This is a genomic window from Agromyces allii (assembly GCF_009749385.1).
Classification (GTDB): Bacteria; Actinomycetota; Actinomycetes; order Actinomycetales; family Microbacteriaceae; genus Agromyces; species Agromyces allii.
This window is the reverse complement of the sequence record NZ_WBIN01000002.1, coordinates 104,275-130,301: the sequence shown is the minus strand read 5'-3', so window position 1 is coordinate 130,301 and position 26,027 is coordinate 104,275. Positions and strand designations below refer to the sequence as shown.

Annotated in this window: 24 protein-coding genes and 2 tRNA genes; 11 read left to right on the top strand and 15 right to left on the bottom strand. The window is 69.3% G+C overall.

What is annotated here, in order from left to right; translation table 11 throughout:
* Positions 1-3 precede the first annotated feature (3 nt).
* Complete coding sequence (locus tag GQR16_RS03125) at positions 4-903, top strand: sulfurtransferase (RefSeq protein WP_157413719.1); 900 nt, start codon at positions 4-6, stop codon at positions 901-903.
* Between the two features lie 62 nt (positions 904-965).
* Positions 966-1,409 (top strand): SufE family protein, encoded by a 444-nt coding sequence (locus GQR16_RS03120; protein WP_157413718.1) that lies wholly within the window; start codon positions 966-968, stop codon positions 1,407-1,409.
* On the opposite strand, the gene GQR16_RS03115 is transcribed toward GQR16_RS03120, so the two are convergent.
* Positions 1,369-2,613 carry an alpha/beta hydrolase family protein gene (locus GQR16_RS03115; RefSeq protein ID WP_157413717.1) on the bottom strand — a complete coding sequence of 415 codons (1,245 nt, stop codon included), beginning with the start codon at positions 2,611-2,613 and terminating at the stop codon, positions 1,369-1,371. The two genes, GQR16_RS03120 and GQR16_RS03115, sit on opposite strands and share 41 nt — an antisense overlap.
* A 93-nt stretch (positions 2,614-2,706) precedes the next feature.
* On the opposite strand from GQR16_RS03115, the gene GQR16_RS03110 reads away from it, so the two are divergent.
* The 4 genes from GQR16_RS03110 (at position 2,707) to GQR16_RS03095 (ending at position 7,914) form a co-directional block, all read left to right on the top strand.
* On the top strand, positions 2,707-3,303 hold the full coding sequence (locus GQR16_RS03110; protein ID WP_157413716.1) for a DUF3000 domain-containing protein: 597 nt from the start codon (positions 2,707-2,709) through the stop codon (positions 3,301-3,303).
* A 7-nt stretch (positions 3,304-3,310) separates the two neighbouring features.
* Positions 3,311-4,492 carry a ribonuclease D gene (locus GQR16_RS03105; RefSeq protein WP_246200454.1) on the top strand — a complete coding sequence of 394 codons (1,182 nt, stop codon included), beginning with the start codon at positions 3,311-3,313 and terminating at the stop codon, positions 4,490-4,492.
* A 75-nt stretch (positions 4,493-4,567) separates the two neighbouring features.
* Positions 4,568-5,776: a thiolase family protein gene (locus GQR16_RS03100; protein WP_157413714.1), complete on the top strand. Its 1,209-nt coding sequence runs from the start codon at positions 4,568-4,570 to the stop codon at positions 5,774-5,776.
* Positions 5,773-7,914: a 3-hydroxyacyl-CoA dehydrogenase NAD-binding domain-containing protein gene (locus GQR16_RS03095; RefSeq protein ID WP_157413713.1), complete on the top strand. Its 2,142-nt coding sequence runs from the start codon at positions 5,773-5,775 to the stop codon at positions 7,912-7,914. Before GQR16_RS03100 ends, GQR16_RS03095 begins: the two co-directional genes overlap by 4 nt.
* Before the next feature lie 221 nt (positions 7,915-8,135).
* Here the strand turns inward: GQR16_RS03095 and dxs are convergent, their stop codons facing one another.
* The 5 genes from dxs to dut all read right to left on the bottom strand — a co-directional run bounded on the left by dxs (position 8,136) and on the right by dut (position 15,135).
* Positions 8,136-10,079 (bottom strand): 1-deoxy-D-xylulose-5-phosphate synthase, encoded by a 1,944-nt coding sequence (dxs, locus tag GQR16_RS03090; RefSeq protein WP_157413712.1) that lies wholly within the window; start codon positions 10,077-10,079, stop codon positions 8,136-8,138.
* Between the two features lie 230 nt (positions 10,080-10,309).
* The gene (gene acnA, locus GQR16_RS03085) at positions 10,310-13,120 is read right to left on the bottom strand and encodes an aconitate hydratase AcnA (RefSeq protein WP_157413711.1); all 2,811 of its coding nucleotides are present in this window, start codon (positions 13,118-13,120) and stop codon (positions 10,310-10,312) included.
* A 157-nt stretch (positions 13,121-13,277) separates the two neighbouring features.
* The gene (locus GQR16_RS03080) at positions 13,278-14,057 is read right to left on the bottom strand and encodes a DUF3159 domain-containing protein (RefSeq protein WP_157413710.1); all 780 of its coding nucleotides are present in this window, start codon (positions 14,055-14,057) and stop codon (positions 13,278-13,280) included.
* 2 nt (positions 14,058-14,059) lie between these two features.
* On the bottom strand, positions 14,060-14,680 hold the full coding sequence (locus GQR16_RS03075) for a DUF3710 domain-containing protein (protein WP_157413709.1): 621 nt from the start codon (positions 14,678-14,680) through the stop codon (positions 14,060-14,062).
* Positions 14,677-15,135 carry a dUTP diphosphatase gene (gene dut, locus GQR16_RS03070; RefSeq protein ID WP_157413708.1) on the bottom strand — a complete coding sequence of 153 codons (459 nt, stop codon included), beginning with the start codon at positions 15,133-15,135 and terminating at the stop codon, positions 14,677-14,679. The genes GQR16_RS03075 and dut overlap by 4 nt, the downstream gene beginning before the upstream one ends.
* A 38-nt stretch (positions 15,136-15,173) precedes the next feature.
* On the opposite strand from dut, the gene GQR16_RS03065 reads away from it, so the two are divergent.
* Positions 15,174-15,638 (top strand): DUF3093 domain-containing protein, encoded by a 465-nt coding sequence (locus tag GQR16_RS03065; protein ID WP_157413707.1) that lies wholly within the window; start codon positions 15,174-15,176, stop codon positions 15,636-15,638.
* Here the strand turns inward: GQR16_RS03065 and GQR16_RS03060 are convergent.
* Complete coding sequence (locus GQR16_RS03060) at positions 15,635-15,928, bottom strand: DUF4193 domain-containing protein (protein WP_055857482.1); 294 nt, start codon at positions 15,926-15,928, stop codon at positions 15,635-15,637. The two genes, GQR16_RS03065 and GQR16_RS03060, sit on opposite strands and share 4 nt — an antisense overlap.
* A gap of 191 nt (positions 15,929-16,119) precedes the next feature.
* Between GQR16_RS03060 and sepH the strand changes: the two genes are divergently transcribed.
* Positions 16,120-17,202, top strand: a complete 1,083-nt coding sequence (gene sepH, locus GQR16_RS03055; protein WP_157413706.1) for a septation protein SepH — start codon at positions 16,120-16,122, stop codon at positions 17,200-17,202.
* 42 nt (positions 17,203-17,244) lie between these two features.
* On the opposite strand, the gene GQR16_RS03050 is transcribed toward sepH, so the two are convergent.
* From GQR16_RS03050 to GQR16_RS03020, 7 genes are all read right to left on the bottom strand, one after another.
* Positions 17,245-18,405, bottom strand: a complete 1,161-nt coding sequence (locus tag GQR16_RS03050; protein ID WP_281351370.1) for a benzoate/H(+) symporter BenE family transporter — start codon at positions 18,403-18,405, stop codon at positions 17,245-17,247.
* A 14-nt stretch (positions 18,406-18,419) separates the two neighbouring features.
* Positions 18,420-19,697 (bottom strand): ATP-dependent Clp protease ATP-binding subunit ClpX, encoded by a 1,278-nt coding sequence (gene clpX / locus GQR16_RS03045; protein WP_157413704.1) that lies wholly within the window; start codon positions 19,695-19,697, stop codon positions 18,420-18,422.
* Between the two features lie 215 nt (positions 19,698-19,912).
* Entirely contained in the window at positions 19,913-20,596 is a 684-nt protein-coding gene (locus tag GQR16_RS03040) for an ATP-dependent Clp protease proteolytic subunit (RefSeq protein ID WP_157413703.1), read from the bottom strand.
* A 26-nt stretch (positions 20,597-20,622) separates the two neighbouring features.
* Positions 20,623-21,264: an ATP-dependent Clp protease proteolytic subunit gene (locus tag GQR16_RS03035; protein WP_281351369.1), complete on the bottom strand. Its 642-nt coding sequence runs from the start codon at positions 21,262-21,264 to the stop codon at positions 20,623-20,625.
* A gap of 80 nt (positions 21,265-21,344) precedes the next feature.
* The gene (locus tag GQR16_RS03030) at positions 21,345-21,830 is read right to left on the bottom strand and encodes a tetratricopeptide repeat protein (RefSeq protein WP_157413702.1); all 486 of its coding nucleotides are present in this window, start codon (positions 21,828-21,830) and stop codon (positions 21,345-21,347) included.
* A gap of 70 nt (positions 21,831-21,900) precedes the next feature.
* A complete protein-coding gene (tig, locus tag GQR16_RS03025) occupies positions 21,901-23,376 on the bottom strand; it encodes a trigger factor (RefSeq protein ID WP_157413701.1) in 1,476 nt (491 codons plus the stop codon).
* Positions 23,377-23,424: 48 nt separating this feature from the next.
* Positions 23,425-23,499, bottom strand: a tRNA-Pro gene (locus GQR16_RS03020).
* 189 nt (positions 23,500-23,688) lie between these two features.
* Between GQR16_RS03020 and GQR16_RS03015 the strand changes: the two genes are divergently transcribed.
* The 3 genes from GQR16_RS03015 (at position 23,689) to GQR16_RS03005 (ending at position 25,289) form a co-directional block, all read left to right on the top strand.
* Positions 23,689-23,762 (top strand) — tRNA-Gly (locus GQR16_RS03015).
* Positions 23,763-23,997: 235 nt separating this feature from the next.
* Positions 23,998-24,486, top strand: coding sequence for a Dps family protein (locus GQR16_RS03010; protein ID WP_157413700.1), 489 nt, complete (start codon positions 23,998-24,000; stop codon positions 24,484-24,486).
* A gap of 44 nt (positions 24,487-24,530) precedes the next feature.
* Complete coding sequence (locus GQR16_RS03005) at positions 24,531-25,289, top strand: hypothetical protein (protein WP_246200453.1); 759 nt, start codon at positions 24,531-24,533, stop codon at positions 25,287-25,289.
* A gap of 4 nt (positions 25,290-25,293) precedes the next feature.
* Here the strand turns inward: GQR16_RS03005 and GQR16_RS03000 are convergent, their stop codons facing one another.
* Entirely contained in the window at positions 25,294-25,959 is a 666-nt protein-coding gene (locus GQR16_RS03000) for a response regulator transcription factor (RefSeq protein ID WP_157413699.1), read from the bottom strand.
* Positions 25,960-26,027: the final 68 nt, after the last annotated feature.

Genomic DNA, 26,027 nt, shown 5'->3' with positions numbered 1-26,027 from the left:
CAGATGCCCGCCGAACTCGATGCGACCGCCAAATTCGCCGAGTACGCCCACCCCGAACGGCTCGTGTCCACGCAGTGGCTCGCCGATCACCTGGGCGAACCGGGCCTCGTGGTCGTCGAGTCCGACGAAGACGTCCTGCTCTACGAGACCGGGCACATCCCCGGATCGGTGAAGGTCGACTGGCACACCGAGCTCAACGACCCCGTCGTGCGCGACTACCTCGACGGCGAGCAGTTCGCCGCGCTCCTCGGCTCGAAGGGCATCGCCCGCGACTCGACCGTCGTGATCTACGGCGACAAGAACAACTGGTGGGCCGCCTACGCGCTCTGGGTCTTCACGCTGTTCGACCATGAAGACGTGCGCCTCCTCGACGGCGGCCGCGACCTCTGGATCGCCGAAGGCCGTGACCTCACGACCGAGCCCACGTCGGTGACGCCCGTCGAGTACCCCGTCGTCGAACGCTCCGACGACGAGGTGCGCGCCTTCAAGGAAGACGTGCTCGCCCACTTCGGCAACCCGCTCATCGACGTGCGCTCCCCCGAGGAGTACTCCGGCGAACGCACGAGCGCACCGGCCTACCCCGAGGAGGGCGCCCTCCGCGCCGGACACATCCCGACCGCGGCATCCGTGCCGTGGGCTCGTGCCGCCGCCGGCGACGGAACCTTCAAGGACCGCGCCGAACTCGACGCGATCTACCGCGACGAGGTCGGCCTGAAGGACGGCGACGACGTCATCGCCTACTGCCGCATCGGCGAGCGATCGAGCCACACCTGGTTCGTGCTGACGCACCTGCTCGGCTTCGAGAACGTGCGCAACTACGACGGCTCCTGGACCGAGTGGGGCAGCGCCGTGCGCGTGCCGATCGCGACGGGCACCGACCGCGGCGAGGCGCCGACGCGCTGAGGCATCGCGCAGCGACGGGGGCTCGGGCAGCGCCGCCGGCTCGAGGTGGGAGAATGAGCGGGATGGATGCCACGGCCCTGCCCCCGCGTCTCGCGGAGACGCGCGACGACTTTCTCGCCCTCGAGGTCCGCGACCGGCTGCAACTGCTGCTCGAGTTCTCGAACGAGCTGCCCGACCTGCCCGAGCGGTACGCCGACCACCCGGACCTGCTCGAGCGCGTGCTCGAATGCCAGTCGCCGGTGTACATCTTCGTCGAGGTCGTCGACGGGCGAGCACACCTCTTCGCGACCGCACCGGCCGAGTCGCCGACCACCCGCGGGTTCGCGTCGATCCTCGTGCAGGGCATCGACGGGCTGACGATCGACGAGGTGCTGGCGATCCCCGACGACTACCCGCAGACCCTCGGCCTCGGCCAGGCCGTCTCGCCGCTGCGCGTGCGGGGCATGACCGGCATGCTGGCGCGCATCAAGCGTCAGGTGCGGGCGAAGTCGGCGTCGGCCGAGTAGCCTCCGCGACCTCGACGAGCCAGTCGCGCACGAGGCCCGACCAGCGCTCGGGGTCGTGATTCCAGAGCTTCGTGTGCCGCGCACCCGTGAACTCCTCGAACCGGATGAGGTCGGGGCGTGCCGCCGCGAGTCGGCGCGAGCCGTCGACCGGCACGAACCCGTCGTCGGCGCTGTGCATGAGCAGCATGGGCACCGCGAACTCGTCGGCGCGTGCGACCGGATCGAGGTCCTCGACGGAGACCGGGGCGGCCAGTCCGGTGAGTCCGCCGCTCCACGGCTCGCCGAGCACATGCGCCACGGCGTCGCCCAGCCCGGTCGGCAGGCCGAGCGCGCGCCCCTGGAACCTGAGGATGTCGACCCAGTCGATCGCGGGCGAGTCGAGGATCACGCCGACGAGCCGCTCGCGCACCTCCGAGGAGCGCAGCACCGCCTGCAGGGCGATCGAACCGCCCATCGACCAGCCCATGAGCACGATGCGCCGGGCGCCGTGCTCGGTCGCGAACCGGACGGCCGCCTCGACATCCGCCCACTCGGTTCCGCCGAGCCCGTAGCGGCGGTCGACGCTCTCGGGCGCCTCGCCGTCGTTGCGGTAGCTGATGAGGAGCGTCGTCCATCCGGCATCCGTGATCGGCTCGATGGCTCGGATGCCCTCGTGCCGTTTCGCGCCTCGTCCGTGCACCTGGATCACCCAGTCGGCACCCGCGCCGCCGTCGGACGCGATGTCTGCAGAGCCGACACCGGGCACGAGCCACGCCGGGGCCGACCCGAGCGCCGTCGGCACGATCACGTCCTGGTAGGGCCGATCGAGCTCCCACGGGCCGAGGCGGACCCACCCGCTCATGCGGCCGTGCGTCGCCCGGTCGAGACGACCGAAGTCGACGGCGTCGATGCGACGACGTACCACTCGGCCGTCGTCGTCGAGGACGTCGCCGAGACGGGCGTGTCCGGCATCCGTGTCGAACCAGAAGCCGTACGTGCCGCGCATGCGGGTCTCGTCGGTCGAGGCGAGGCTGATGGTGGCCCGCGCGAGGTCGACGCCGAGGATGCGCTCGACACCGCGCTTCGCCTTCGGTTCGGGCGTGACCACGCGCCTCGCGAAGACGACCGTGAGCACCGCCGTGACCGCGGCGAACACCGCGGCCGACGCGATGGCGACCCCGATCAGCCCGCCGATCGCCGTGACCGCCTTCGAACCTCGCCCCATGACCGCCCTCTCGCAGAAGCCGTTGCCGTTCGCGTGTCGCCGGGGGCGGCGTGCCGCCGCGGCGCACCCCATCGGAGACTCTAGTCTGCACTCGTGCCCGACTCCTCGACGCATTTCCCCCCAGAATTCGAGGCCGCACTCGCCTCCCTGCGTGCGGCCTCGCCCCGTGCCGAACTGCGCATGCAGGAGATCCCGGCGCCCGGCTCGCTCGCCCCCTTCGCCATCGCCCTGTCGGCGGATGTCTCGGCCGGCCGAAGCGGCCATGACGACGACTCCGACCTCGGCACCGGCCGCCTGGTGCTGCTCTACGACCCGACCGAGCCGGAGGCCTGGGGCGGCCGGTTCCGCATCGTCTGCTTCGCCCAGGCCCCGCTCGAGACCGACATCGGCCTCGATCCGTTCCTGGCGGATGTCGCGTGGTCCTGGCTCGTCGATGCCCTCGATGCCCGGGGTGCCGCCTACATCGCGGCGTCCGGAACCGCGACGAAGATCCTCTCCACCGGTTTCGGCGAACTCGCACGTCAGGGCGACGGCGCCCAGATCGAGCTCCGGGCCTCCTGGACGCCGCTCGACGCCGAGATCGGCCCGCATGTGGAAGGCTGGAGCGAACTGTTGTGCATGTTGGCAGGTCTTCCACCCCGCTCCGAAGGGGTGACCCCCCTGCCGAGACGGAGGACGAAGCGTGGATGAATTGCGGGTGATCGAGACACCCGCCGAGTACGACGAGGCGGTCCGTCGACTCCTCGAAGGCGAAGGACCCATCGCGGTCGACGCCGAACGCGCGAGCGGATTCAAGTACTCCCAGCGCGCCTATCTCATCCAGATGTACCGCCGCGGGTCGGGCACCTTCCTCTTCGATCCGCCGCAGATCCCCGATTTCTCGTCGCTGCAGAACGCCATCGTCGACGCCGAATGGGTGCTCCACGCGGCGAGCCAGGACCTCGCCTGCCTCCGCGAGGTCGGACTCGACCCGTCGCTGATCTTCGACACCGAGCTCGCGGCACGACTGCTCGGCATGCCCCGCGTCGGCCTCGCCGCCGTCGTCGAGGAACTCCTCGGCGTCCACCTCGCGAAAGAGCACTCGGCGGCCGACTGGTCGACGCGACCGCTCCCCCAGTCGTGGCTCACGTACGCCGCCCTCGACGTCGAGCTTCTCGTCGACGTGCGCGACGGACTCGTGCAGCGACTCGCCGAGGCCGACAAGACGTCGCTCGCCGCAGAGGAGTTCGAAGCGGTCCGCCTCCGCGAACCGAAGCCGGCCAGTGCAGAGCCCTGGCGTCGGCTGTCGGGAATCCATGCCATCAGATCGCCGCGCAACCTCGCCGTCGCCCGCGAACTCTGGCTCGCACGCGACGCCTACGCCTCCGAGACGGATGTCGCGCCGGGGCGTCTGATCCCCGATGCGTCGATCCTCGCCGTGGTCAAAGACCCGCCCCGCACCCGCAAGGGCCTCGCCGACCTCCGCGCGTTCAACGGGCGAGCGAGCCGCACCGAGCTGGATCGTTGGTGGGCCGCCGTCGAACGCGGCCTCGCCTCCGAGGAGCTCCCGGCGACCCGCGTGCCGAACGACGCGCCGCCGCCGCCGCGCGCCTGGGCCATGCGCAACCCCGAGGCCGATGCCCGGCTCCGCCTCGCGAAGGCCGCGGTCACCGAGATCGCCGAAGAGCTGACGATGCCCGTCGAGAACCTCCTGACCCCCGACCACCTGCGCCGACTCGCCTGGACGCCGCCCGCCTCGAACGACGCCGAGACCATCGGCGCCGCGCTCGCGACGATCGGTGCCCGGCCCTGGCAGGTTGCCGCAACGGCACAGAGAATCGGCCTCGCCTTTGTCGAGGCGTCACAAGGCGTCGACGACGCCGAGAAGCCCGCTTCGTAGGAACCGTCAAGCGATTCAGGCCGCGCAGGGCCGCTTCGTAGGATCGAACCATCCAGATCGAAAGTGAGCTGCAGCGTGGCACATCAAGCTGATGTCGTCTTCGTCGACGGAGTCCGGACTCCGTTCGGCAAAGCCGGTGAAAAGGGCATGTATTGGAACACTCGGGCCGATGACCTCGTCGTGAAGGCGATCGTCGGACTCCTCGAGCGCAACCCCAACGTCCCGAAGGATCGCATCGACGACGTGGCCATCGCCGCGACGACGCAGACCGGAGACCAGGGCCTCACGCTCGGTCGCACGGCGGCGATTCTCGCGGGCCTCCCGAAGACCGTCCCAGGGTTCTCGATCGACCGCATGTGCGCCGGGGCGATGACCGCCGCGGCCATGGTGTCGGGCTCGATCGGCTACGGCATGTACGACTTCGCCATCGCCGGCGGAGTCGAGCACATGGGCCACCACCCGATGGGATCGGGCGTCGACCCGAACCCCCGCTTCCTCAGCGAGCGCCTCGTCGGCGAGGACGCCCTCGTCATGGGAGCCACGGCCGAGCGCATCCACGATCGCTTCCCGCAGCTGACCAAGGAGCGCAGCGACCGCTTCGCCCTCGCCAGCCAGCAGAAGACCGCCGCGGCCTACGCGGCGGGCAAGATCCAGCAGGATCTCGTCTCGGTCGCGATCCGCACCGAGCAGGGCTGGGGCCTCGCCACGCACGACGAGGTCATGCGCCCCGAGACCACCCTCGAGGGCCTCGCCGCCCTGAAGACCCCGTTCCGTCCGCACGGCCGCGTCACGGCCGGCAACGCCTCGGGCCTCAACGACGGCGCGACCGCAGCGCTGCTCGCGTCGGGCGATGCCGCGAAGGAGTTCGGCCTCGCACCCAAGATGAAGCTCGTCAGCTTCGCGTTCGCGGGCGTCGACCCCGAGATCATGGGCATCGGCCCGATCCCGGCCACCGAGAAGGCGCTGCGCAAGGCGGGCCTGAGCATCGACGACATCGACCTCTTCGAGATGAACGAGGCGTTCGCCGTGCAGGTGCTCTCCTTCATGGACCACTACGGCATCGACGACGAGGACCCGCGCATCAACCCGTGGGGCGGTGCCATCGCCGTCGGGCACCCGCTCGCGTCATCCGGAGTCCGTCTCATGAACCAGCTCGCGAGCCAGTTCGCCGAGCGCCCCGAGCTCCGCTACGGCATCACGAGCATGTGCGTCGGCCTCGGCCAGGGCGGCACCATGATCTGGGAGAACCCGAACTTCGACAAGAAGGCGAAGAAGCGCGCATGACCGACTACTCGACCATCGACTTCGGCCCGCTCGTCGCTCTCGCCGGCGACGACGAGGTCGTCACGCACTCGTTCGTCCGCGACATCCGTCTCGCCTCGGGCAAGACCCTCGCGCTCGTGACCCTCGACAACGGCCGCGACCACACGCGACCGAACACGCTCGGCGCGGCATCGCTGCTCGAGTACGCCGAGGTGCTCGATGCACTCAAGGTTCGTGCTGCGGCCGGCGAGATCGACGCCGTGGCCGTCACGGGCAAGCCGTTCATCCTCGCCGCGGGCGCCGACCTGTCGAAGGTCGCCGAGATCCCCGACCAGGAGACCGCGAAGAAGTTCGTGCAGCTCGGCCACTACGCGCTCGCGAAGCTGTCCGACGTCGGCGTGCCCTCCTTCGCGTTCACGAACGGCCTCGCCCTCGGCGGCGGCCTCGAGATCGGGCTGCACGCCGACTACCGCACGGTCGACGCGTCCGCTCCGGCCCTCGCGCTGCCCGAGGTGTTCCTCGGACTCATCCCCGGTTGGGGCGGCGCGACCATCCTGCCGAACCTCATCGGCATCGAGAACGCCCTCAAGGTCGTCATCGAGAACCCGCTCAAGCAGAACCGCACGCTCAAGGCGCAGGACGCCTTCGAGCTCGGCCTCGCCGACGCGATCTTCCCGGCCGTGAACTACCTCGAGGACTCGCTGAAGTGGGCCGACGCCGTGATCAACGGCACGATCAAGGTCAAGCGCCCCAACGAGCCCGGCAAGCTCGAGCGCCTCGCCAAGTGGGACATCGCCATCAAGATCGCCCGCGACACGCTCGCCAAGCGCATCGGCACGGTGCCCCAGGCGCCGTACGCCGCGCTCGACCTCATGAAGGCGGCCAAGAGCGGAACGCGCGCCGAGGGCTTCCAGCGTGAAGACGAGGTGCTCGCCGAGCTCATCGCTGGCGACCAGCTGCAGGCGTCGATCTACTCGTTCAACCTCGTGCAGAAGCGCACCAAGCGCCCCGCCAGCGCCCCCGACAAGGCCATCGCCAAGAAGGTCACCAAGGTCGGCGTGCTCGGGGCGGGCTACATGGCGAGCCAGCTCGCGTTGCTCTTCGTGCGCCGCCTGCGCGTGCCCGTCGTCATCACCGACATCGACCAGGCGCGCGTCGACAAGGGCGTCGCCTACATCGCCGGCGAGATCGACGCGCTGCTCGGCAAGGGCCGCATCTCCCCCGACGAGGCGAACCGCCTCAAGGCGCTCGTCACCGGCACGACCGACAAGGCCGACTTCGCCGACTGCGACTGGGTCATCGAGGCCGTCTTCGAGGAACTCGAGATCAAGCAGGCCGTGTTCGCCGAGGTGGAGCAGTTCATCTCGCCCGAGGCCGTGCTCGCCACGAACACGTCCTCGCTCTCGGTCGAGCAGATCGGCGCGAAGCTCGCCCACCCCGAGCGTCTCGTCGGCTTCCACTTCTTCACGCCCGTTGCCCTCATGCCGCTGATCGAGGTCGTCAAGACCTCGCACACCGACGAGGCCACGCTCTCGACCGCCATGGTCACGGCGCGGAACCTGAAGAAGAACGCGGTCATCACGGCCGACACCCCAGGGTTCGTGGTGAACCGCCTGCTCGCCGTGCTGCTGGGCGAAGCGATGAAGGCCGTCGACGAGGGCACGTCGTTCGAGACCGTCGACAAGGCCATCGCGCCGCTCGGCCTGCCCATGGCGCCGTCGGCGCTGCTCGACCTCGTCGGGCTGAAGGTCGGCGCGCACGTGCTCGACACGCACCACGCTGCCTTCCCCGACCGCTTCTACCGCAGCGAGAACCTGCACAAGCTGGCCGAATACGGCACGCTGCTCGAGAAGGACGACAAGGGCAAGGTCAAGGGCTTCGACAAGGGCGCCCTCAAGATCGTCGCGGGCGGCAAGAACCCGCGCACGGCCGAAGAGATCCTCGTCGCGCTCGAAGACGGACTCGCCCGCGAGGTCAAGCTCATGCTCGACGACTCGGTCGTGGCCGCGCCCGAGGACATCGACCTCTGCATGATCCTCGGTGCCGGATTCCCGTTCCAGATGGGCGGCGTCACGCCGTACCTCGACCGCGTCGGCGCATCCGAGCGCGTGTTCGGGGGCACGTTCCACACGCCGCCGGTTCGCGGCGTGGGCGCCTAGCCGACAGCGCACCGCGAAGGGGCCGGATCCGCACTGCGGATCCGGCCCCTTCGTCATTCGCTGGTGCGATCCCGACGCCGGGGCGGCATGCGCGACCCGCATCGGCGGGCGGGAGTCTTCGCCCGTTCGGGGCGCGACGCACGACTCACGCCGGACGTGCGCCCCGACCGAGCTCAGCACGGGTCAGCCCAGCGGAGTCCAGTTCGGGTGCGCAACACCGCTCAGCGGTCGCCGGCGACGATCGCGGTCGAACCGGTGTCGCTGGAGACGCCCCGCGCGTGCGGCAGCTTGCTGCCGAGCACCATGCCCATGACATCCTGCGCGATGTGCTGCGGTGTCAGTCTGGTGCGCTCGAGGATCTGCGCCCGCGACGCGTGGTCGAGGAACTCGTCGGGCAGGCCGATCTCGGTCACGGCCGTGTCGACCCCCGCCTCGCGAAGGTCTTGACGGATGCGCGTGCCGATGCCGCCGACGCGGATGCCGTCTTCGATGCAGACCACGAGACGGTGCTCGGCCGACATGCTCACGACGCTGTGCGGCACCGGAACGACCCAGCGCGGGTCGACGACCGTCGCGCCGATGCCCTGGGCGGCGAGCCGCTCGGCCACCTCGAGACCGGTGCCCGCCATCGGGCCGACGGTGACGATGAGCACGTCTTTGCCGACGCTCTCGCGCAGCACGTCGACGCCGTCTTCGGTGCGGCGCACGGCGTCGTAGAACGCGCCGACGCTGCCCTTCGGGAAGCGCAGCGCCGTCGGCCCGTCGTCGACGGCGACGGCCTCGGCCAGCTCCTCCTCGAGTCTGGTCGAGTCGCGGGGCGCTGCGAGCCGGATGCCGGGCACCACCTGCAGGATCGCGAGGTCCCAGACACCGTGGTGGCTCGGGCCGTCTGGGCCGGTGACGCCGGCGCGGTCGAGCACGAACGTGACGCCCGCCTTGTGCAACGCGACATCCATGAGCACCTGGTCGAACGCGCGGTTCACGAACGTCGCGTAGATCGCCACCACCGGATGCATGCCGCCGAAGGCGAGGCCCGCGGCGGACGCCGCCGCGTGCTGCTCGGCGATGCCCACGTCGATGACGCGCTCGGGGAAGCGCTCGGCCATCTTGTGGAGCCCGGTGGGCCGCAGCATGGCCGCGGTGATGCCGACGATGCGGTCGTTCGCCGCTGCGAGCTCGACGAGCTTGTCGCCGAAGACGCTGGTCCAGCTGGCCGCGCCGCTCGTCTCGAGCGATTCGCCCGTCTCTGGGTCGATCTGGCCGACCGCGTGGAACTGGTCGGCGGCGTCTTTCAGGGCGGGCTCGTAGCCGCGCCCCTTCTCGGTGATCGCGTGCACGATCACGGGCGCGCCGTAGTTCTTGGCCTGCTCGAACGCCTCGATCATGGCCGAGACGTCGTGGCCGTGCACCGGTCCGATGTACTTGATGTCGAGGTTCGAGTACAGCGCCTCGTTGTTGGAGAAACGGGCGAGGAAGCCGTGGGTGCCGCCGCGGACGCCGCGGTAGAGCGCCCGACCCGGGCTGCCGAGACGGTTGAATGCTCGCTGGCTCGTCAGGTAGAGGTTTCGGTAGCTGCGCCTCGTGCGCACCCCGTTGAGGAATCGAGCCATGCCGCCGATGGTCGGGGCATAGGAGCGCCCGTTGTCGTTCACGACGATCACCAGACGACGGTTGTTGTCGTCGCTGATGTTGTTCAGCGCCTCCCACGTCATGCCGCCCGTGAGCGCTCCGTCGCCCACGACGGCCACGACGAAACGATCGTTCTGCCCGGTCATCGAGAACGCGCGCGAGATGCCGTCGGCCCACGACAGCGAGCTCGACGCGTGCGAGCTCTCGACGATGTCGTGCTCGGATTCGGAACGCTGGGGATACCCGGCGAGACCGCCCTCCTGACGGAGCGTGGAGAAGTCCTGGCGCCCGGTCAGCAGTTTGTGCACGTACGACTGGTGCCCGGTGTCGAAGACGATCGCGTCGCGAGGCGAGTCGAACACGCGATGCATGGCGATCGTCAACTCGACGACGCCGAGGTTCGGACCGAGGTGCCCGCCGGTCTTCGCGACGTTTCGCACGAGGTACTCGCGGATCTCGGCGGCCAGCTGCTCGAGCTGATCCTTCGAGAGAGCGTCGAGGTCGCGAGGACCTCCGATCGACTCAAGAAGGGACATCGAGACCACCTTTCACTTCTGCGGCGGATGGACCGGCGCATCACGACATTCTACGCGGTCGCCCCTCCGCCATTCCGACGCCGCGACGTCGAACGGACAGCGTCGCAGGCGCCGTACGGGCATTCCCCGGGCTGCCGGATGTCGGCCCCGGGACTCGGCTCCATGCGGAACGCCCGCTCCCCCGGCCGGATGATCCGGACCGGGGAAGCGGGCGTCTGGTCGGCGAACGCTCAGACGAGCGAACGCAGCACGTACTGCAGGATGCCGCCGTTGCGGTAGTAGTCGGCCTCACCGGGGGTGTCGATGCGCACGACCGCGTCGAACTCGATCGTCTGCTTGCCCTCGGGCGAGTGCTCGGTCGGGGCGGCGACGACGTGCACGGTCTTGGGCGTGACGCCCTCGTTCAGCTGCTCGAGACCCGAGATCGAGACGACCTCGGTGCCGTCGAGGCCGAGCGACGCCCAGCTCTCGCCGGCAGGGAACTGCAGCGGGACCACGCCCATGCCGATGAGGTTCGAGCGGTGGATGCGCTCGAAGCTCTCGGTGATGACGGCCTTGACGCCCAGGAGGCTGGTGCCCTTGGCCGCCCAGTCGCGCGACGAACCCGAGCCGTACTCCTTGCCGCCGAAGATCACGAGCGGAGTGCCCTGAGCCTGGTAGTTCTGGCTCGCGTCGTAGATGAACGACTGCGGTGCGTCGGCCTGCGTGAAGTCGCGCGTGAAGCCGCCCTCGACGCCGTCGAGCAGTTGGTTCTTCAGGCGGATGTTCGCGAAGGTGCCGCGGATCATGACCTCGTGGTTGCCGCGGCGCGAGCCGTAGGAGTTGAAGTCCTTGCGGTCGACGCCGTGCTCGGCCAGGTAGCGGCCGGCCGGGCTGTCGGCCTTGATGTTGCCAGCGGGCGAGATGTGGTCGGTCGTGACCGAGTCGCCGAGCTTCGCGAGCACGCGTGCGCCGACGATGTCGGCGACGGGGGTCGTCTCCATGGTCATGCCGTCGAAGTACGGAGGCTTGCGCACGTACGTCGACGCCTCGTCCCACTCGAAGGTGGAGCCGGTGGGCGTCTCGAGTCCACGCCAGCGCTCGTCGCCCTCGAACACGCTCGCGTACTGCGTGACGAACATGTCGGTGTTGATGGAGGTGTCGATCGTGCGCTGCACCTCGGCGGCGTCGGGCCAGATGTCCTTCAGGAACACGTCGTTGCCGTCGTGGTCGGTGCCGAGTGCGTCGGCCTCGAAGTCGAAGTTCATCGAACCGGCGAGGGCGTACGCGATCACGAGCGGCGGGCTCGCGAGGTAGTTCATCTTCACGTCGGGGTTGATACGACCCTCGAAGTTGCGGTTGCCCGAGAGCACCGCGGTGACGGCGAGGTCGGAGTCGTTGACCGCGGCCGAGATCTCGTCGAGCAGCGGACCCGAGTTGCCGATGCAGGTCGTGCAGCCGTAGCCGACCGTGTAGAAGCCGAGCGCTTCGAGGTCGTCGGTGAGGCCGGCCTTCTCGTAGTAGTCGGTGACGACCTTCGAACCCGGTGCCAGCGTGGTCTTGACCCACGGCTTGGCCTTCAGGCCCTTCTTCGCCGCGTTGCGGGCGAGGAGGCCCGCCGCGAGCATGACCGACGGGTTCGACGTGTTCGTGCACGAGGTGATCGCCGCGATCGCGACGGCGCCGTGGTCGAGCACGAAGTTCTCGCCCGAGGCGAGCGTGACGTCGGTCGGCTTCGAGACCGTCGCCGGAGCGTGGCTCCGGTGCGTGTGCAGGTGGTGCGAGTACTCGTCTTCGGGCGAGTTGCCCGGCGCGTCGGACGCCGGGAACGACTCCGAACCCTCGAGGTCGACGAGGTCGTGCTCGACCGTGGCGTAGTCGAGCAGGGCGCTCTCGAACGCCGACTTCGAGTCGGAGAGTTCGATGCGGTCCTGCGGACGCTTCGGGCCGGCGATCGACGGGACGACCGTCGAGAGGTCGAGCTCCATGTACTCGCTGAAGACCGGCTCGTTGTCGGCGTCGTGCCAGAGCTTCTGGACCTTCGCGTACGCCTCGACGAGGGCGAGCTGCTGATCGCTGCGGCCGGTGAGGCGCAGGTAGTCGATGGTGACGTCGTCGATCGGGAACATGGCGGCGGTCGAGCCGAACTCGGGGCTCATGTTGCCGATGGTCGCACGGTTCGCGAGCGGCACGGACGCGACGCCCTCGCCGTAGAACTCGACGAACTTGCCGACGACACCGTGCTTGCGCAGCATGTCGGTGATCGTGAGCACGACGTCGGTGGCGGTCACGCCGGTCGGGATCGCGCCCGAGAGCTTGAAGCCGACGACCTTGGGGATGAGCATCGACACGGGCTGGCCGAGCATCGCGGCCTCGGCCTCGATGCCGCCGACGCCCCAGCCGAGCACGCCGAGGCCGTTGACCATCGTGGTGTGCGAGTCGGTGCCGACGCAGGTGTCGGGGTATGCGCGCAGCACGCCGTCGACCGTGCGGTCGTAGATGACCTTCGCGAGGTGCTCGATGTTCACCTGGTGCACGATGCCGGTGCCCGGCGGGACGACCTTGAAGTCGTCGAACGCGGTCTGGCCCCAACGGAGGAACTGGTAGCGCTCGCCGTTGCGCTCGTACTCGATCTCGACGTTGCGCTCGAGCGCGTTCTCGGTGCCGAAGAGGTCGGCGATGACCGAGTGGTCGATGACCATCTCGGCCGGCGAGAGCGGGTTGATGCGGTTGGGGTCGCCGCCGAGGGCGACGACGGCCTCGCGCATGGTCGCGAGGTCGACGATGCAGGGCACGCCCGTGAAGTCCTGCATGACCACGCGCGCGGGCGTGAACTGGATCTCGGTGTCGGGATCAGCGGTGGGGACCCATGAGCCGAGCGCCTCGATCTGCTGCTTCGTGACGTTCGCACCGTCTTCGGTGCGGAGCAGGTTCTCGAGAAGAACCTTGAGGCTGAACGGAAGCTTCTCGTGGCCGGGCACCGTGTCGAGACGGAAGATCTCGTAGGATTCCTCGCCGACGCGGAGCGTGTCCTTCGCCCCGAAACTGTTCACTGCAGACACGATGTCCTCTCCTTCACGGATGCCGCGCGGATGACGCGCAACACTCCATCATCTCCGTCGAACATGGGGCGGTTCCAGCAAGGGTAACCTAAGCGCCACCGTGCCCGACAGGCTCCGCATCACCGCGGAAATTTATCTCGATGTCGAGATAACTGTATCACTCGGGAGTGCGCGCGGACGACGGGTAGACGGCCCGGACGACGAGCCAGGTGAAGACGAGGACGAGTGCATACAGAGGAACGCCCATGAGGAGACGGGTGAGCCCGAGCGCTGCGACGTTGTCGACGAAGTAGAGCGGCACCTGCACGATGAGGCGGGCCGCGAAGAAGCAGATCCAGACGATGGTCAGGAACTGCGCTGCACGCATCTTGCGCCGATCGGCGCGCCACGCGGTGCCGTCGCCCATCAGGAATCCGACGATGACGCCGATCGCCGGCCACCGCACGAGCAGCGAGACGAGCAGCGCGATCGCGTAGGCCGCGTTGGTGAAGAAGCCGAGCACGTAGTTGTCGCGTGCATCGCCCGACCACAGCGAGAGCGCCGCCGAGGCGAGGACGCCGATGAGTCCGGCGATCGCCTGCGTCGGCTGCCCCTTCGTCGCCAGGCGCGCGATCGTGAACACCACGGCGAGCCCGACGGACGCCCCCAGCGCGGGCACGAGCGCGTCTTGCGTCGCCCAGCCGAGCAGGCTCGTGAGGACCGCGTAGGTGACGAGGAACACGAGCCCGGGAAGCAGCGCCTCGAGCACGCCGCGGACTCCGCCGATCGCCTTGAGGAGGTCGCCGCCGCTCAGCTTCTCGTCGCGCGCGAGCGCGCCGAGGCCGCTTCGCTCGGCGGCCACGGCCATCTGCCGGGCGAACTCGCCCGAGGTCGCGTCGTCGGCCGCGGCATCCGCTCGCTCGTCGTTGCCGGACGGAGTCGCGTCGGGATCTGCCATCGCTACGCGGTCGGCGCGCCGGCGGAGGTGCTCGGCATGCGCAGCGGGATGAGGTCGCGGGGCGGCATCGGCGTCGAGCCGCGAACGACCACGATCGACCGGAAGAGGTCTTCGATCTTGGCGGCGGCAGCGGGGTCGACCGCCGCCTCGCCCGCGATCACGCCGCGAAGGAACCACCTGGGGCCGTCGACGCCGATGAACCGCGCAAGGCGCTGGTGGCCGGCCTGGCCCTCTGCCGCTGCGACGGGGATCTGGGCCAGGACCTCGGGGCCGAACGCGCCCTCGCGCACGGTCGTCGTGCCGCCCTGACGGGCGATCTGCTCGGCGATCTGCGATCGGATCTCGTGCCACAGTCCGCTGTTGCGCGGAGCCGCGAACGGCTGCACCTGCAGGGTCGAGTTCGCGTAGTCGAGGCCGATCGCCACGACCCGCTTGGTGCCCTCCTCGACCTCGAGGCGCACGTGGAGGCCCTCGCGCGGCAGGACCTTCAGTCCGCCGAGGTCGACGTAGGGGCGAACCGGATTCGCCTCGGACTCGTCGAACGGACCCTCGGACGCTCGGTCGTCGGGTGCGGACTTGGGGTGGTCGACCGGGACTTCGTCGACGTTCTCGATATCGCTCACGCGTTCTCTCCTGACTTGTGCTCACCGAATCCGGTGGAGCCGAATCCCCCCTCGCCTCGCTGGCTCCCGGGGAGCCGCTCGACTGCGACGAACCTCGCACGGCTCACCGGCATCACGATGAGCTGGGCGATGCGGTCGCCCACCTCGATCGCGTGCGGCTCACTCGCGTCGGTGTTCAACAATGCGACCTTGATCTCGCCGCGGTAGCCCGCGTCGACCGTGCCGGGCGCGTTCACGATCGTGATGCCGTGCTTGAATGCGAGGCCCGAACGTGGAACGACGAATCCGACGTAGCCGTCGGGCAGGGCGATCGCGACGCCGGTGCCGACGGTCGCCCGCTCACCGGGCTGGAGGACGAGCGCCTCCGAGGCGTGGAGGTCGGCGCCCGCATCGCCCGCATGGGCGTAGGCGGGAACGCGGTCTGCGGTGATGAGCACCTCGACGGAATCGGTCACCGTTCGAGGGTAGTGCAGAAGTCTGATCGAATAGAGCCATGCCCGTCTATCGCGAACGCCTCTGGCCGACCCCGTGGATCTACATCGCCACCCTGCTGCTCGTGCCCGCGAGCATCCTGGTGCTCGCCCCGGTGTCGATGCCGGCTGGAATCGTGACCGGCATCGTCCTCTACGGCGCGTGCGTCGGCACGCTCTCGCTGACCTCCCCCGTCGTGGAGGTGTCCGACGACGTGCTCCGCGCCGGCCGCGCCGAGATCGCGCTGAGCCAGACGGGCGAGGCCGTGGCGGCAGACGAGGCGCAGACGCGCGTCGAGATGGGCACCGGTCTCGACGCCAGGGCGTACCTCGTGACGCGCGGATGGGTGAAGACCCTGGTACGGGTCCCGATCGAGGACGTCGCCGACCCGGTGCCCTACTGGCTCGTGTCGAGCCGCCGGGCAAATGAATTGGCCGCCGCGATCAATGGATCGCGACGGCCGGAGCACGGGGAGCGCGTCGACTAGGCGGCGCACTCCTGGCAGATCGGTCCGAGCTTGGACTCGTGATCGATCTGCGAACGGTGCTTCACGAGGAAGCAGTTCACGCACGTGAACTCGTCAGCCTGCGGCGGCAGCACGACGACGTCGAGCTCGACGTCCGAGAGGTCGGCACCGGGCAGGTCGAAACCACCGGGGTTGTCGGCGTCTTCGACGTCGACCACACCGGACATCTTGTCAGGCACGCGCTCCTTGAGGGCCTCGATCGACTCAGAGTCGTCTTCGGTCTTCCGTGGTGCGTCGTAATCCGTTGCCATTCCCATCCATTTCGTCAGCGCCGAAGATTCGGCGGCCATAGTCTGCATCAAATCGAAGCCATTGGCAAACCTTTCGAGCTGGTCTACCATTTGCCTTCCTCAACTTGCGGCGCGCCCGGGGTATTCCCAGAGTCGCCGCGCTCGACATGGCATCCTTGGGCGGAGACAGAAGCACGGAAGGGCTTGTCGAGATGCAGGAACTCAAAGTAATCGGGGTCGAGAACGGCGCACTGCTGGCCGCATCCGACGATGGCGCACGATTCCGGATCGAGATCGACGAAGTACTGCAGTCCCGGATCCGTCAGGCGCAGCCCGAGGTGCACTCCGGGCCGAAGCCGTCGCCGCGCGAGATCCAGTCGCTGATCCGCTCCGGCCTCTCGGCCGAGGAGGTCGCCCAGGTGACCGGAGCGTCCGTCGACTACGTCCGCCGCTTCGAGGGCCCCGTCGTCGCCGAGCGCGAGCACATGGTCACGAGCGCGCTCGCGGTGCCCGTGCACGCCGTCATCGATCAGGACTCCGACGAACCCGTCACCTTCGGCCTCGCGATCCGCGACCGCCTGGCGAAACTGGGTGCGCTCGGCGAACGCTGGGCGAGCTGGAAGGACGAGGAGCGCGGCTGGATCGTCAAGCTCGAGTTCACCGCCGACAGCATCGACCACGACGCGCGCTGGGGTTTCGAGCCCCGCAAGCAGTCGCTGCAGCCGCTGAACTCCGAGGCGACCACGCTCTCGCAGCAGGGCGAGCTCAAGGGCGGGCTGATGCCGCGCCTGCGTGCGGTCGGCCCCGACAGCGAGGACTCGAGGTTCGACAGCGGCGCCTTCACGTTCGAGGAGCCCACCGACCCCGTGCTCGACACCGCGCCGCATCTCGAGCCGCTCCCCTACGCCCGCTCGACCCCTTCCGTGTCGAGCCCTGCCGCCTCTCGCGCCGCGATCAAGCGCGCCGACGAACCTGCTCAGGCACTCGGCGAGACCGCGGACCTGCTCGAGGCGCTGCGGCGACGTCGCGGCGAACGCGAGGCCGCGAGCACCGAGTCCGACCTGCAGCCCGAGCTCCCGCTGCCCGTCGACCCGCCGGTTGCCCCGTCCGCCTCCGCCGAAGAGGACCTGCCCGAGGAACGGCCGGCGAGTCCGGCTCGCTCGATCTGGGGCACGAAGGCGACCACGGGGGCGACGAACACCGCCGCGCCTCGCAACCAGAAGAAGGGCCGCGCGTCGATGCCGAGCTGGGACGAGATCGTCTTCGGCGCACGCACCGACGACGACCTCGCCTGACCGCAGTCCCCCGGGCCTCGACCGGTCGACACCGCAGCGACGTCAGGCGGTCTCGCGCACGCGGCGCGGGCGAAGCCACACGAGCAGCACCCCGCCGACGAGCAGACCCCAGAACGCCGAGCCGATGCCGACGACGGCGATGCCCGACGCGGTCACCAGGAACGTTCCGATCGCCGCGATCCGCGCGTCCGCCCGTTCGAGCGCGCTCGTGACCGCCGCGACGAGGGCGCCGAGCAGCGCCAGCCCGGCGACCGCGGTGATGATGATCGGCGGCGACGCCTGGACGATCGCGGCCTCGAGCCCGGCGGCGACGCCGAGCACGAGATAGGACACGCCCGCGGAGACCGTCGCGACCCAGCGCTTCGCGGGGTCGGGATTGGATTCGGGGCCGGCCATGATCGCGGCCGTGATCGCCGCGAGGTTGATCGCGTGCCCGCCGAACAGCGCGCTCCCCATACCTGCGACGCCCGAGCTCACCAGCACGGGTCTGGGCGGTGCCTCGTAGCCGAACGTGGACATCACGGCGAACCCCGGCACGTTCTGTCCGGCCATCGTGACGATGAACAGCGGCAGTCCGAGGCTCACGATCACCGCCGGGTCGAAGACCGGAGGCACGAACTCCAACGCCGGGGTGACGGTCGGCGCCTCGAGCACCGATGGGCCGGCGAGGATCGCGATGCCGACGACCGCGACGCCCATGGCCGCCGGGACGGCCCAACGCGGTGCGAGACGCGCGAGCAGCAGCCAGACGAGCACCATGGGCAGCGCGATCGCCGGCTGCTGGACCGAAGCGGTGACGGGGGCCAAGCAGATCGGGAACAGGATGCCGGCGAGCATCGCGCTCGCGAGCGGTTTCGGGATCGACGTGATCAGCCGTCCGAACGCGGGCCAGAGCCCGGCCACCACGATGAGCGCGCCACAGACGAGGAAGGCACCGGTCGCCGCGCCGAACTGCTGGGTGGTCGCGGCGGCCGAGACGAGCAGGGCGGCCCCCGGCGTCGACCACGCGAACGAGACCGGCATCCGGAGCATGATCGGCAGGACGATGCAGGTCACGCCGGTGGCGATGCAGAGCGCGAACAGGCCGGATGCCGCCTGCGAATCCGTCGCACCGACGGCGGTGAAGCCGGCGATGACCAGGGCGAACGAGCTGGCGAAGCCCGTGATGGCCGCGATGACGCCCGCGACGACCGTATGGAAGATGGCCGTGCCCTGGGTCAGGCGGACTTCTCGGCGCGGCGCGGCTTGTGCGGCACGATCGTCGGTGCCGCGTTGTCGAGCACCGCGGCCTTGGTCACGACCACGCGTGCGACTCCGGTGGACGAGGGCACCTCGAACATGATGGGCCCGAGCACCTCCTCCATGATCGCGCGGAGGCCACGGGCTCCGGTCTGGCGGAGCACGGCGAGGTCGGCGATCGCCTGGAGTGCGGCCTCTTCGAAGTCGAGCTGCACGCCGTCGATCTCGAACATGCGCTGGTACTGCTTGACGAGGGCGTTCTTCGGCTCGGTGAGGATCTCCATGAGCGCCTCGCGATCGAGCGGCGTCACCGTCGCGACCACGGGGAGTCGGCCGATGAACTCGGGGATCAGGCCGAACTTGTGCAGGTCTTCGGGCAGCACCTCGCTGAAGAGCTGCGCGTCGCTCTCTTTGTTGTGCAGCGGGGCGCCGAAGCCGATGCCGCGCTTGCCCGCTCGCGACGAGATGATGCTCTCGAGCCCCGAGAAGGCGCCGGCCACGATGAACAGCACGTTCGTCGTGTCGATCTGGATGAACTCCTGGTGCGGGTGCTTGCGCCCGCCCTGGGGCGGCACGGATGCGACCGTGCCTTCGAGGATCTTGAGCAGCGCCTGCTGCACACCCTCGCCCGAGACGTCTCGCGTGATCGACGGGTTCTCGGCCTTACGCGCGATCTTGTCGACCTCGTCGATGTAGATGATGCCGGTCTCTGCGCGCTTGACGTCGTAGTCGGCCGCCTGGATCAGCTTCAGGAGGATGTTCTCGACGTCTTCGCCGACGTACCCGGCCTCGGTGAGCGCCGTGGCGTCGGCCACCGCGAACGGCACGTTCAGCTGCTTCGCGAGCGTCTGCGCGAGGTAGGTCTTGCCGCACCCGGTGGGACCGATGAGCAGGATGTTCGACTTGGCGATCTCGACGTCGTCGTGTGCGCGGTCGGCAGTCGTGAGCGTGGACTTCGCGCGAACGCGCTTGTAGTGGTTGTAGACGGCGACGGCGAGGGCCTTCTTGGCAGCCTCCTGGCCGATGACGTACTCCTCGAGGAACCCGAAGATCTCCTTCGGCTTGGGGAGCTCGAACTCCCCCGCCTCGGTCTCGCCGGACTCGGCGAGCCGCTCCTCGATGATCTCGTTGCAGAGCTCGACGCATTCGTCGCAGATGTAGACGCCGGGTCCAGCGATCAACTGCTGGACCTGCTTCTGGCTCTTTCCGCAGAACGAGCACTTGAGCAGATCGGCGCTCTCTCCGATGCGTGCCATCGAACCCTCCCTGTCGACGAGTCTGTTCCGAGCCTAGCCCGAGATCAACGTCGTGCGGCCAGACGCGCCCGGAATGATCCGGGTGTCGTTTCGCGCGGGGCGAACGGGCTGCACGGTTTCATCTGCTCGAGCTCGCTGCAGACAGCAGGATGCCCCGGCGAACCCGCCGGGGCATCCTGCTCGTACTTCTTTCGACGCAGCGTGCGCCGATGACGTCAGCGCGTGATCGCCGGGAGCGCCTTGCGCGAGGTGAGCACCTGGTCGATGAGACCGTACTCGAACGCCTCCTGCGCGGAGAGGATCTTGTCGCGGTCGATGTCGGTGTTGACCTGCTGGGGCGTGCGGTTCGAGTGACGCGAGAGCGTCTCTTCGAGCCACGTGCGCATGCGCAGGATCTCGGCCGCCTGGATCTCGATGTCGGACGCCTGACCGTGACCGGCCTCGCCCATGGCCGGCTGGTGGATCAGCACACGGGCGTTCGGCAGCGCGAGGCGCTTGCCGGGCGTGCCCGCTGCGGCGAGCACCGCTGCGGCCGACGCGGCCTGGCCGAGCACGACCGTCATGACCTCGGGCCGGATGTACTGCATCGTGTCGTAGATCGCCGTCATGGCCGTGAACGAGCCACCGGGCGAGTTGATGTACATGATGATGTCGCGGTCGGGATCCATCGACTCGAGCACCAGCAGCTGCGCCATGATGTCGTCGGCCGACGCGTCGTCGACCTGCACGCCGAGGAAGATGATGCGGTCCTCGAACAGCTTGGCGTAGGGGTCCTGGCGCTTGTAGCCGTAGGCGGTGCGCTCCTCGAAGCTCGGCAGGATGTAGCGCGAACCGGGAGCCTGCACGCCGTTGAAGGCGGTGCCACCGAACGCGGGGCCACCGAAATTGGGTACTGACATTCGCTCGTTCTCTCTTCTCTCGATGCCTACGCCTGGGTTCCGCCGCCGCCGGCGACGTCGAGCGCCGACTCGCGGATGTGGTCGACGAAGCCGTACTCGAGGGCCTCCTGCGCCGTGAACCAGCGGTCGCGGTCGCCGTCGGCGTTGATCTGCTCGACGGACTTGCCGGTCTGCGCCGCGGTGATCTCGGCGAGGCGGTTCTTCATCGAGACGATGAGCTGCGCCTGCGTCTGGATGTCGCTCGCGGTGCCGCCGAACCCGCCGTGCGGCTGGTGCAGGAGCACGCGGGCGTTCGGGGTGATGTACCGCTTGCCCTTGGTGCCCGCGGTGAGCAGCAGCTGCCCCATCGAGGCCGCCATGCCGATGCCCACGGTCACGATGTCGTTCGGCACGAACTGCATGGTGTCGTAGATCGCCATGCCGGCCGTGATCGACCCGCCGGGCGAGTTGACGTAGAGGTAGATGTCCTTCTTCGGGTCTTCGGCGGCCAGCAGCAGCAGCTTGGCTGCGATCTCGTTGGCGTTCTCGTCACGCACTTCGGACCCGAGCCAGATGATGCGGTCCTTCAGCAGTCGATCGAAAACTCCGGTGCCGGGTGTCGCTTCGGCCATGTGTCGCTCCTTCTGCGGTTGTCGCGTTGTGTCGAATCTATCCGGTGCAACACGCAGGAACGCGGGTGTTCGCCCTCGGCGGATGCCGCGTCGCGCCGGGTTCGCCCACAGCGGAGCGACGGGCGCCAGGGCCTGCGTCAGTCGAGCAGTTCGCGAGCGTAGTTCGTCACCGATCGCGTGTATCTCCGCAGGTGGGGTGCGAGGGCGAGCAGGGCGACGGATGCCGCGCGCTCGGCGTCGCCGGAGCTCACGAGCGCCAGCGCGAGGAACGCGGCGACCTCGTCGCGGTACGGGGCTTCGGGGTGCTCGCGGAGCTCGGTCTCGAGCAGTTCGAGGGCCCGTGCGTTGTCGCCGAGGTTCCGGATGCTGCTCGCCATCTGGATCACGGCCTGCGGTCGGTTCTCGTCGTCGAGCCCGAGGCTCAGCGCGCGTTCGTACAGCGGCACGGCATCATCGGGTCGCCCGGCGGAGTCGCGTGCGCCCGCGCGTTCGAGCACGGCCTGCGCGTCGTCGTCGCCCCGCTCCGCGGCGATCGCATCGATGCGCGAGATCAGCTCGTCGTCGACGAGCGTGCCCGACGCGTCGTTCCAGATCGCGTCGATGCGCTGCTGCCAGTCGTCCATGCGCTCCTCCCGGAGACGACGCAGGGCCGGACGCGGTGGCGTCCGGCCCTGCGGTGATCGATCGACCGAGTTACTCGGCGTCGGCCTTCTTCGGCGCGCGCTTGCGAGCCGGCTTCTTCTCTTCGGCGGCCTCGGCCGGAGCCTCGGTCTCGGCCTCGGCGGGTGCCTCGGCAGCAGCCTTCTTGGTCGCGCGCTTCTTGGGGGCCGGAGCCTCTTCGGCTGCGGGGGCCTCGTCGGCTGCGGGAGCCTCGTCGGAGGCCTCGTCGTCGGCGACCGCGGTGAACTCGGAGAGGTCGACGGGCTTGCCCGCGGCATCCGACACCTTGGCCTTGCCGAGCGCGATCGCGAGCGCCTTGTTGCGCGCGACCTCGCCGACCATGGCGGGGATCTGGCCCTGCTGGCTCAGGATCTGCACGAACTCGTTGGGGTCCATGCCGTACTGCGCGGCACCCTGCACGAGGTACTGCGTGAGCTCCTCCTGGCTGACCTTGACCTGCTCGGCCTCGGCGATCGCGTCGAGCACGATCTGCGTCTTGAAGGACTTGGTGCTGGCCTCGGTGACCTCGGCGCGGTGCTCGTCGTCTTCGAGGCGGTTCTCGCCCTCGAGGTGGCGGTGCACCTCGTCTTCGATGACGGCGTCGGCGACGGGGACCTCGACGAGCTCGAGGAGCTTCTCGACGAGGAGGTCGCGGGCCTGCGTGCCCTGACCGAACGACTTGTTGCGGGCGACCTGCTCGGTGAGGCTCGCGGTGAGCTCGTCGAGCGTGTCGAACTCGCTGGCGATCTGCGCGAAGTCGTCGTCGGCCGCGGGGAGCTCGCGCTCCTTGACGGCGCCGACGGTGACCGAGATCTCGGCGGTCTGGCCCTCGTGCTCGCCGCCGAGCAGCTTGGATGCGAAGGTCGTGGACTCGCCGGCGGTCAGGGAGTCGAGCGCCTCGTCGATGCCCTCGAGCAGCTCGCCGGAGCCGAGCTCGTAGGAGATGCCGTTGGCCGTGTCGACCTCGACGCCCTCGATCGTGGCGACCAGGTCGAGCGTCACGAAGTCGCCCTTCGCGGCCGGACGGTCGACGGTGACGAGCGTGCCGAAGCGCGAGCGCAGGCGCTCGAGCTCTTCGGTGACCTCGTCGTCGCCCACCTCGACGGAGTCGACGGTGATCTCGAGGCCGTCGTAGGCGGGCAGCTCGATCTCGGGGCGGACGTCGACCTCGATCGCGAGGAGGAGGTCACCGGAGAAGTCCTTGTCGCTGGGCCACTCGACGATGTCGGCCTCTGGGCGGCCGAGGGGGCGCAGCTCGTGCTCGGCGACGGCCGCACGGAAGAATCCGTCGAGGCCCTCGTTGACGGCGTGCTCGAGCACGGCGCCCTTGCCCACGCGCTGGTCGATGATGGGCGGCGGCACCTTGCCCTTGCGGAAGCCGGGCACGTTGACCTGCTCGGCGATGTGCTCGTACGCGTGGGCGATGCTGGGCTTCAGCTCCTCGGGCGTCACCGAGATGGTGAGCTTGGCGCGAGTGGGGCTCAGCTTCTCAACCGAAGTGGTCGGCATGTGAAGATCTCCTGTTTGGTGGAAGTTCGTGTCGAGTCTCACGACCCGTCGGGGCGACAGGATTCGAACCTGCGACCTCCCGCTCCCAAAGCGGGCGCTCTAGCCAAGCTGAGCTACGCCCCGAGTCGTTGACTCAACTCGTCTGTCCACACGCCGAGGCACGCCGAAACGCGCATCAACACGCGTGGACCCCGGAAAGTCTACTGTACGAGCGGCACGCGAACCTGCGCCGTGACGCACGGCCGACGAGCCGGTGCACGAGCCGGTGCTCGCGATGCATTACGATGATCCAAGTGCCCGCAAGCGGGTCACGGGGATGTAGCTCAATGGTAGAGCCTCAGTCTTCCAAACTGATCACGCGGGTTCGATTCCCGTCATCCCCTCCACACGACGCCCCGCCCGGCCTGCATCCGGCGGGGCGTTCGCCGTTTCCGGCGCTCCGCTGCGGGCCCTCGCGGTGGTCGAGCAATGCGCCTCGATGCGACGGACGGATGCCGCGGCATCCGCTCATGGCGAACAGGAAGGCCGGATCAGCCGAGCCTTCCCTTCCTTGAAATACTGGCGATGCCGCGTAGCGTTGTACCTGACAGTCGAACAGAAGCTTCAGGGAAGGTGGACCAGATGACCGACATCCAGACCGCACCGCAGACGGGATCCACGGCCGATGTCGCCGCCGGGGCCGCACAGTTCCTCACGCCCGTCGTGCACGAGCTCATCGCGCTCGCCGTGAACGGCAAGCAGGCGCACTGGCACGTTCGCGGGGCGAACTTCATCGCCGTGCACGAGCTGCTCGACACGGTCGTCGACCACGCCCAGGACTGGTCCGACACGGCTGCAGAGCGTGTCGTGGCACTGGGCCTGCCGATCGACGGGCGTCTCGAGACCGTCGCCGCGAAGACCGCCGGCGCGAACCCCAAGCTCGGCTTCCAGCCGTACGAGCAGGCCATCGCCGACGTCGTCGCGCAGATCGACGTCGTCACGCAGCGCGTGAACGCGGCGATCGAGGGGCTCGCCGAGCTCGACCCGGCCAGCCAGGACGTCGTCATCGAGATCCGCCGCGGTCTCGACAAGGACCGCTGGTTCCTCTCCTCGCACGTCGCGGTCGCGTAACCGCGACGCTGGCGGGCTGACGGGCCCGGGTGCAGAATGCCGCTATGACGGCCGATGCACCCGGGCCCGTTCCGTCGTCTGCGGATGCCGCGGACGAGCGCCCGGCCGCGGCATCCGGCGCTCCCCCTCCCCCGGCCGAGCGCGACGCGGCCGCGTTGACCGACGCGCAGAAGTCGTTGCGCGCGCAGATGCTCGCCACCGAGCACTGGAGCCTGCTCGCCTCGCGCAGCACGACGCAGAGCGAGGTGCTGACGCGCATCGCGATCTTCCTCACGCTCGTCTCGGCGGGGCTCGTGACGCTCGGCGTGCTCGGCAACGCGACCGGGTTCCGCGGCTGGTTCGGGCTCGCGGCGATCGGCGTGCTCGTGCTGCTGGTGCTGCTCGGACTCGTGACGCAGATCCGCGTGTTCAACACGGCGACCGAAGACCTGGCGTACGTGCTCGCGATGAACCGCCTGCGGGGCGCCTACCTCGATCTCGACCCGGGCATCGCGCCGTACCTGCTCATGGGCACGACCGACGACGGCCCGGGCATCGACCGCACCTACTACCCGTTCGCACGGCGCGACCGTTCGCAGGTGATCGGCAGCTCGATGATGGTCATGCTCGTGGTGAACACCGCACTGGGCGGCCTGCTCGCGGGTGCCGTCGTGTTCGCCGTGACGGCGTCGCCCGGCTGGGCCCTCGGCGTCGGTGCGGGGGTCGCCGTCATCGCCTTCGTGCTGTGGATGATGTGGGGCTATCGCGGCTACGTGCACGTCATGCGCGTGCACGTGCCGCTCCGTCGAGCGCCCGACGCGTAGCGGGTCAGCGCTGCAGCCACGCGAGCACGGCGAGCACGCGGCGATGGTCGGTGCCCGAGTCCTCCAGTGCGAGCTTCTGGAAGATCGACGTGACGTTCTTCTCCACCGCGCCCACGCCGATGAAGAGCTGCTTCGCGATGCCCGCGTTCGTCCGGCCCTCGGCCATGAGCCCCATGACCTCGCGCTCGCGCGGCGTGAGCGAGGCGAGCGGGTCGCCGCGGCGGGCGAGCAGCTCGCGCACGACCTGCGGGTCGAGCACCGTGCCGCCCTGGCTCACGCGCTCGACGGCGTCCCGCAGTTCGTCGAGCGAGGCCACCCTGTCTTTCAGCAGGTAGCCCATGCCGCCCTCGCCCGATGATAGGAGCTCGTTGGCGTACGTGCCCTCGACGTACTGGCTGAGCAGCAGCACGCCCACCCGCGGCATCCGTCGCCGGATCTCGATCGCCGCACGCACGCCCTCGTCGCGGAAGGTCGGCGGCATGCGCACGTCGAGCACCGCGACATCGGGGGCCGTGGCCTCGAGATCGGCGAGCAGGGCCTCCGCGTCGCCGTAGGCCGCGGCCGTCTCGAACCCGGCCTCGCCGAAGAGCCGCACGAGGCCCTCGCGCAGCAGCACGGAGTCTTCGGCGAGCACGATGCGGAGCGGGGGGCGCGTGGCCGGGTCGGTCATGCGCCCACACTATCGAGCGCCGGTCCCGGGTCTCGAGACGAGCCTGCCCCGCCCCGCGCATCGGCGTG

Bases quoted from the DNA above. Each gene is read 5' to 3' on its own strand.
- GQR16_RS03120 (WP_157413718.1), top strand. From the start codon at position 966: ATGGATGCCACGGCCCTGCCCCCGCGTCTCGCGGAGACGCGCGACGAC.
- GQR16_RS03080 (WP_157413710.1), bottom strand. From the start codon at position 14,057: ATGGCAGATCCCGACGCGACTCCGTCCGGCAACGACGAGCGAGCGGAT.
- tig (WP_157413701.1), bottom strand. From the start codon at position 23,376: ATGCCGACCACTTCGGTTGAGAAGCTGAGCCCCACTCGCGCCAAGCTC.
- GQR16_RS03005 (WP_246200453.1), top strand. From the start codon at position 24,531: ATGACGGCCGATGCACCCGGGCCCGTTCCGTCGTCTGCGGATGCCGCG.
- GQR16_RS03040 (WP_157413703.1), bottom strand. From the start codon at position 20,596: ATGTCAGTACCCAATTTCGGTGGCCCCGCGTTCGGTGGCACCGCCTTC.
- GQR16_RS03065 (WP_157413707.1), top strand. From the start codon at position 15,174: ATGCCCGTCTATCGCGAACGCCTCTGGCCGACCCCGTGGATCTACATC.
- GQR16_RS03060 (WP_055857482.1), bottom strand. From the start codon at position 15,928: ATGGCAACGGATTACGACGCACCACGGAAGACCGAAGACGACTCTGAG.
- GQR16_RS03125 (WP_157413719.1), top strand. From the start codon at position 4: ATGCCCGCCGAACTCGATGCGACCGCCAAATTCGCCGAGTACGCCCAC.
- GQR16_RS03010 (WP_157413700.1), top strand. From the start codon at position 23,998: ATGACCGACATCCAGACCGCACCGCAGACGGGATCCACGGCCGATGTC.
- GQR16_RS03095 (WP_157413713.1), top strand. From the start codon at position 5,773: ATGACCGACTACTCGACCATCGACTTCGGCCCGCTCGTCGCTCTCGCC.
- GQR16_RS03030 (WP_157413702.1), bottom strand. From the start codon at position 21,830: ATGGACGACTGGCAGCAGCGCATCGACGCGATCTGGAACGACGCGTCG.
- GQR16_RS03115 (WP_157413717.1), bottom strand. From the start codon at position 2,613: ATGGGGCGAGGTTCGAAGGCGGTCACGGCGATCGGCGGGCTGATCGGG.
- dxs (WP_157413712.1), bottom strand. From the start codon at position 10,079: ATGTCCCTTCTTGAGTCGATCGGAGGTCCTCGCGACCTCGACGCTCTC.
- GQR16_RS03000 (WP_157413699.1), bottom strand. From the start codon at position 25,959: ATGACCGACCCGGCCACGCGCCCCCCGCTCCGCATCGTGCTCGCCGAA.
- sepH (WP_157413706.1), top strand. From the start codon at position 16,120: ATGCAGGAACTCAAAGTAATCGGGGTCGAGAACGGCGCACTGCTGGCC.
- clpX (WP_157413704.1), bottom strand. From the start codon at position 19,697: ATGGCACGCATCGGAGAGAGCGCCGATCTGCTCAAGTGCTCGTTCTGC.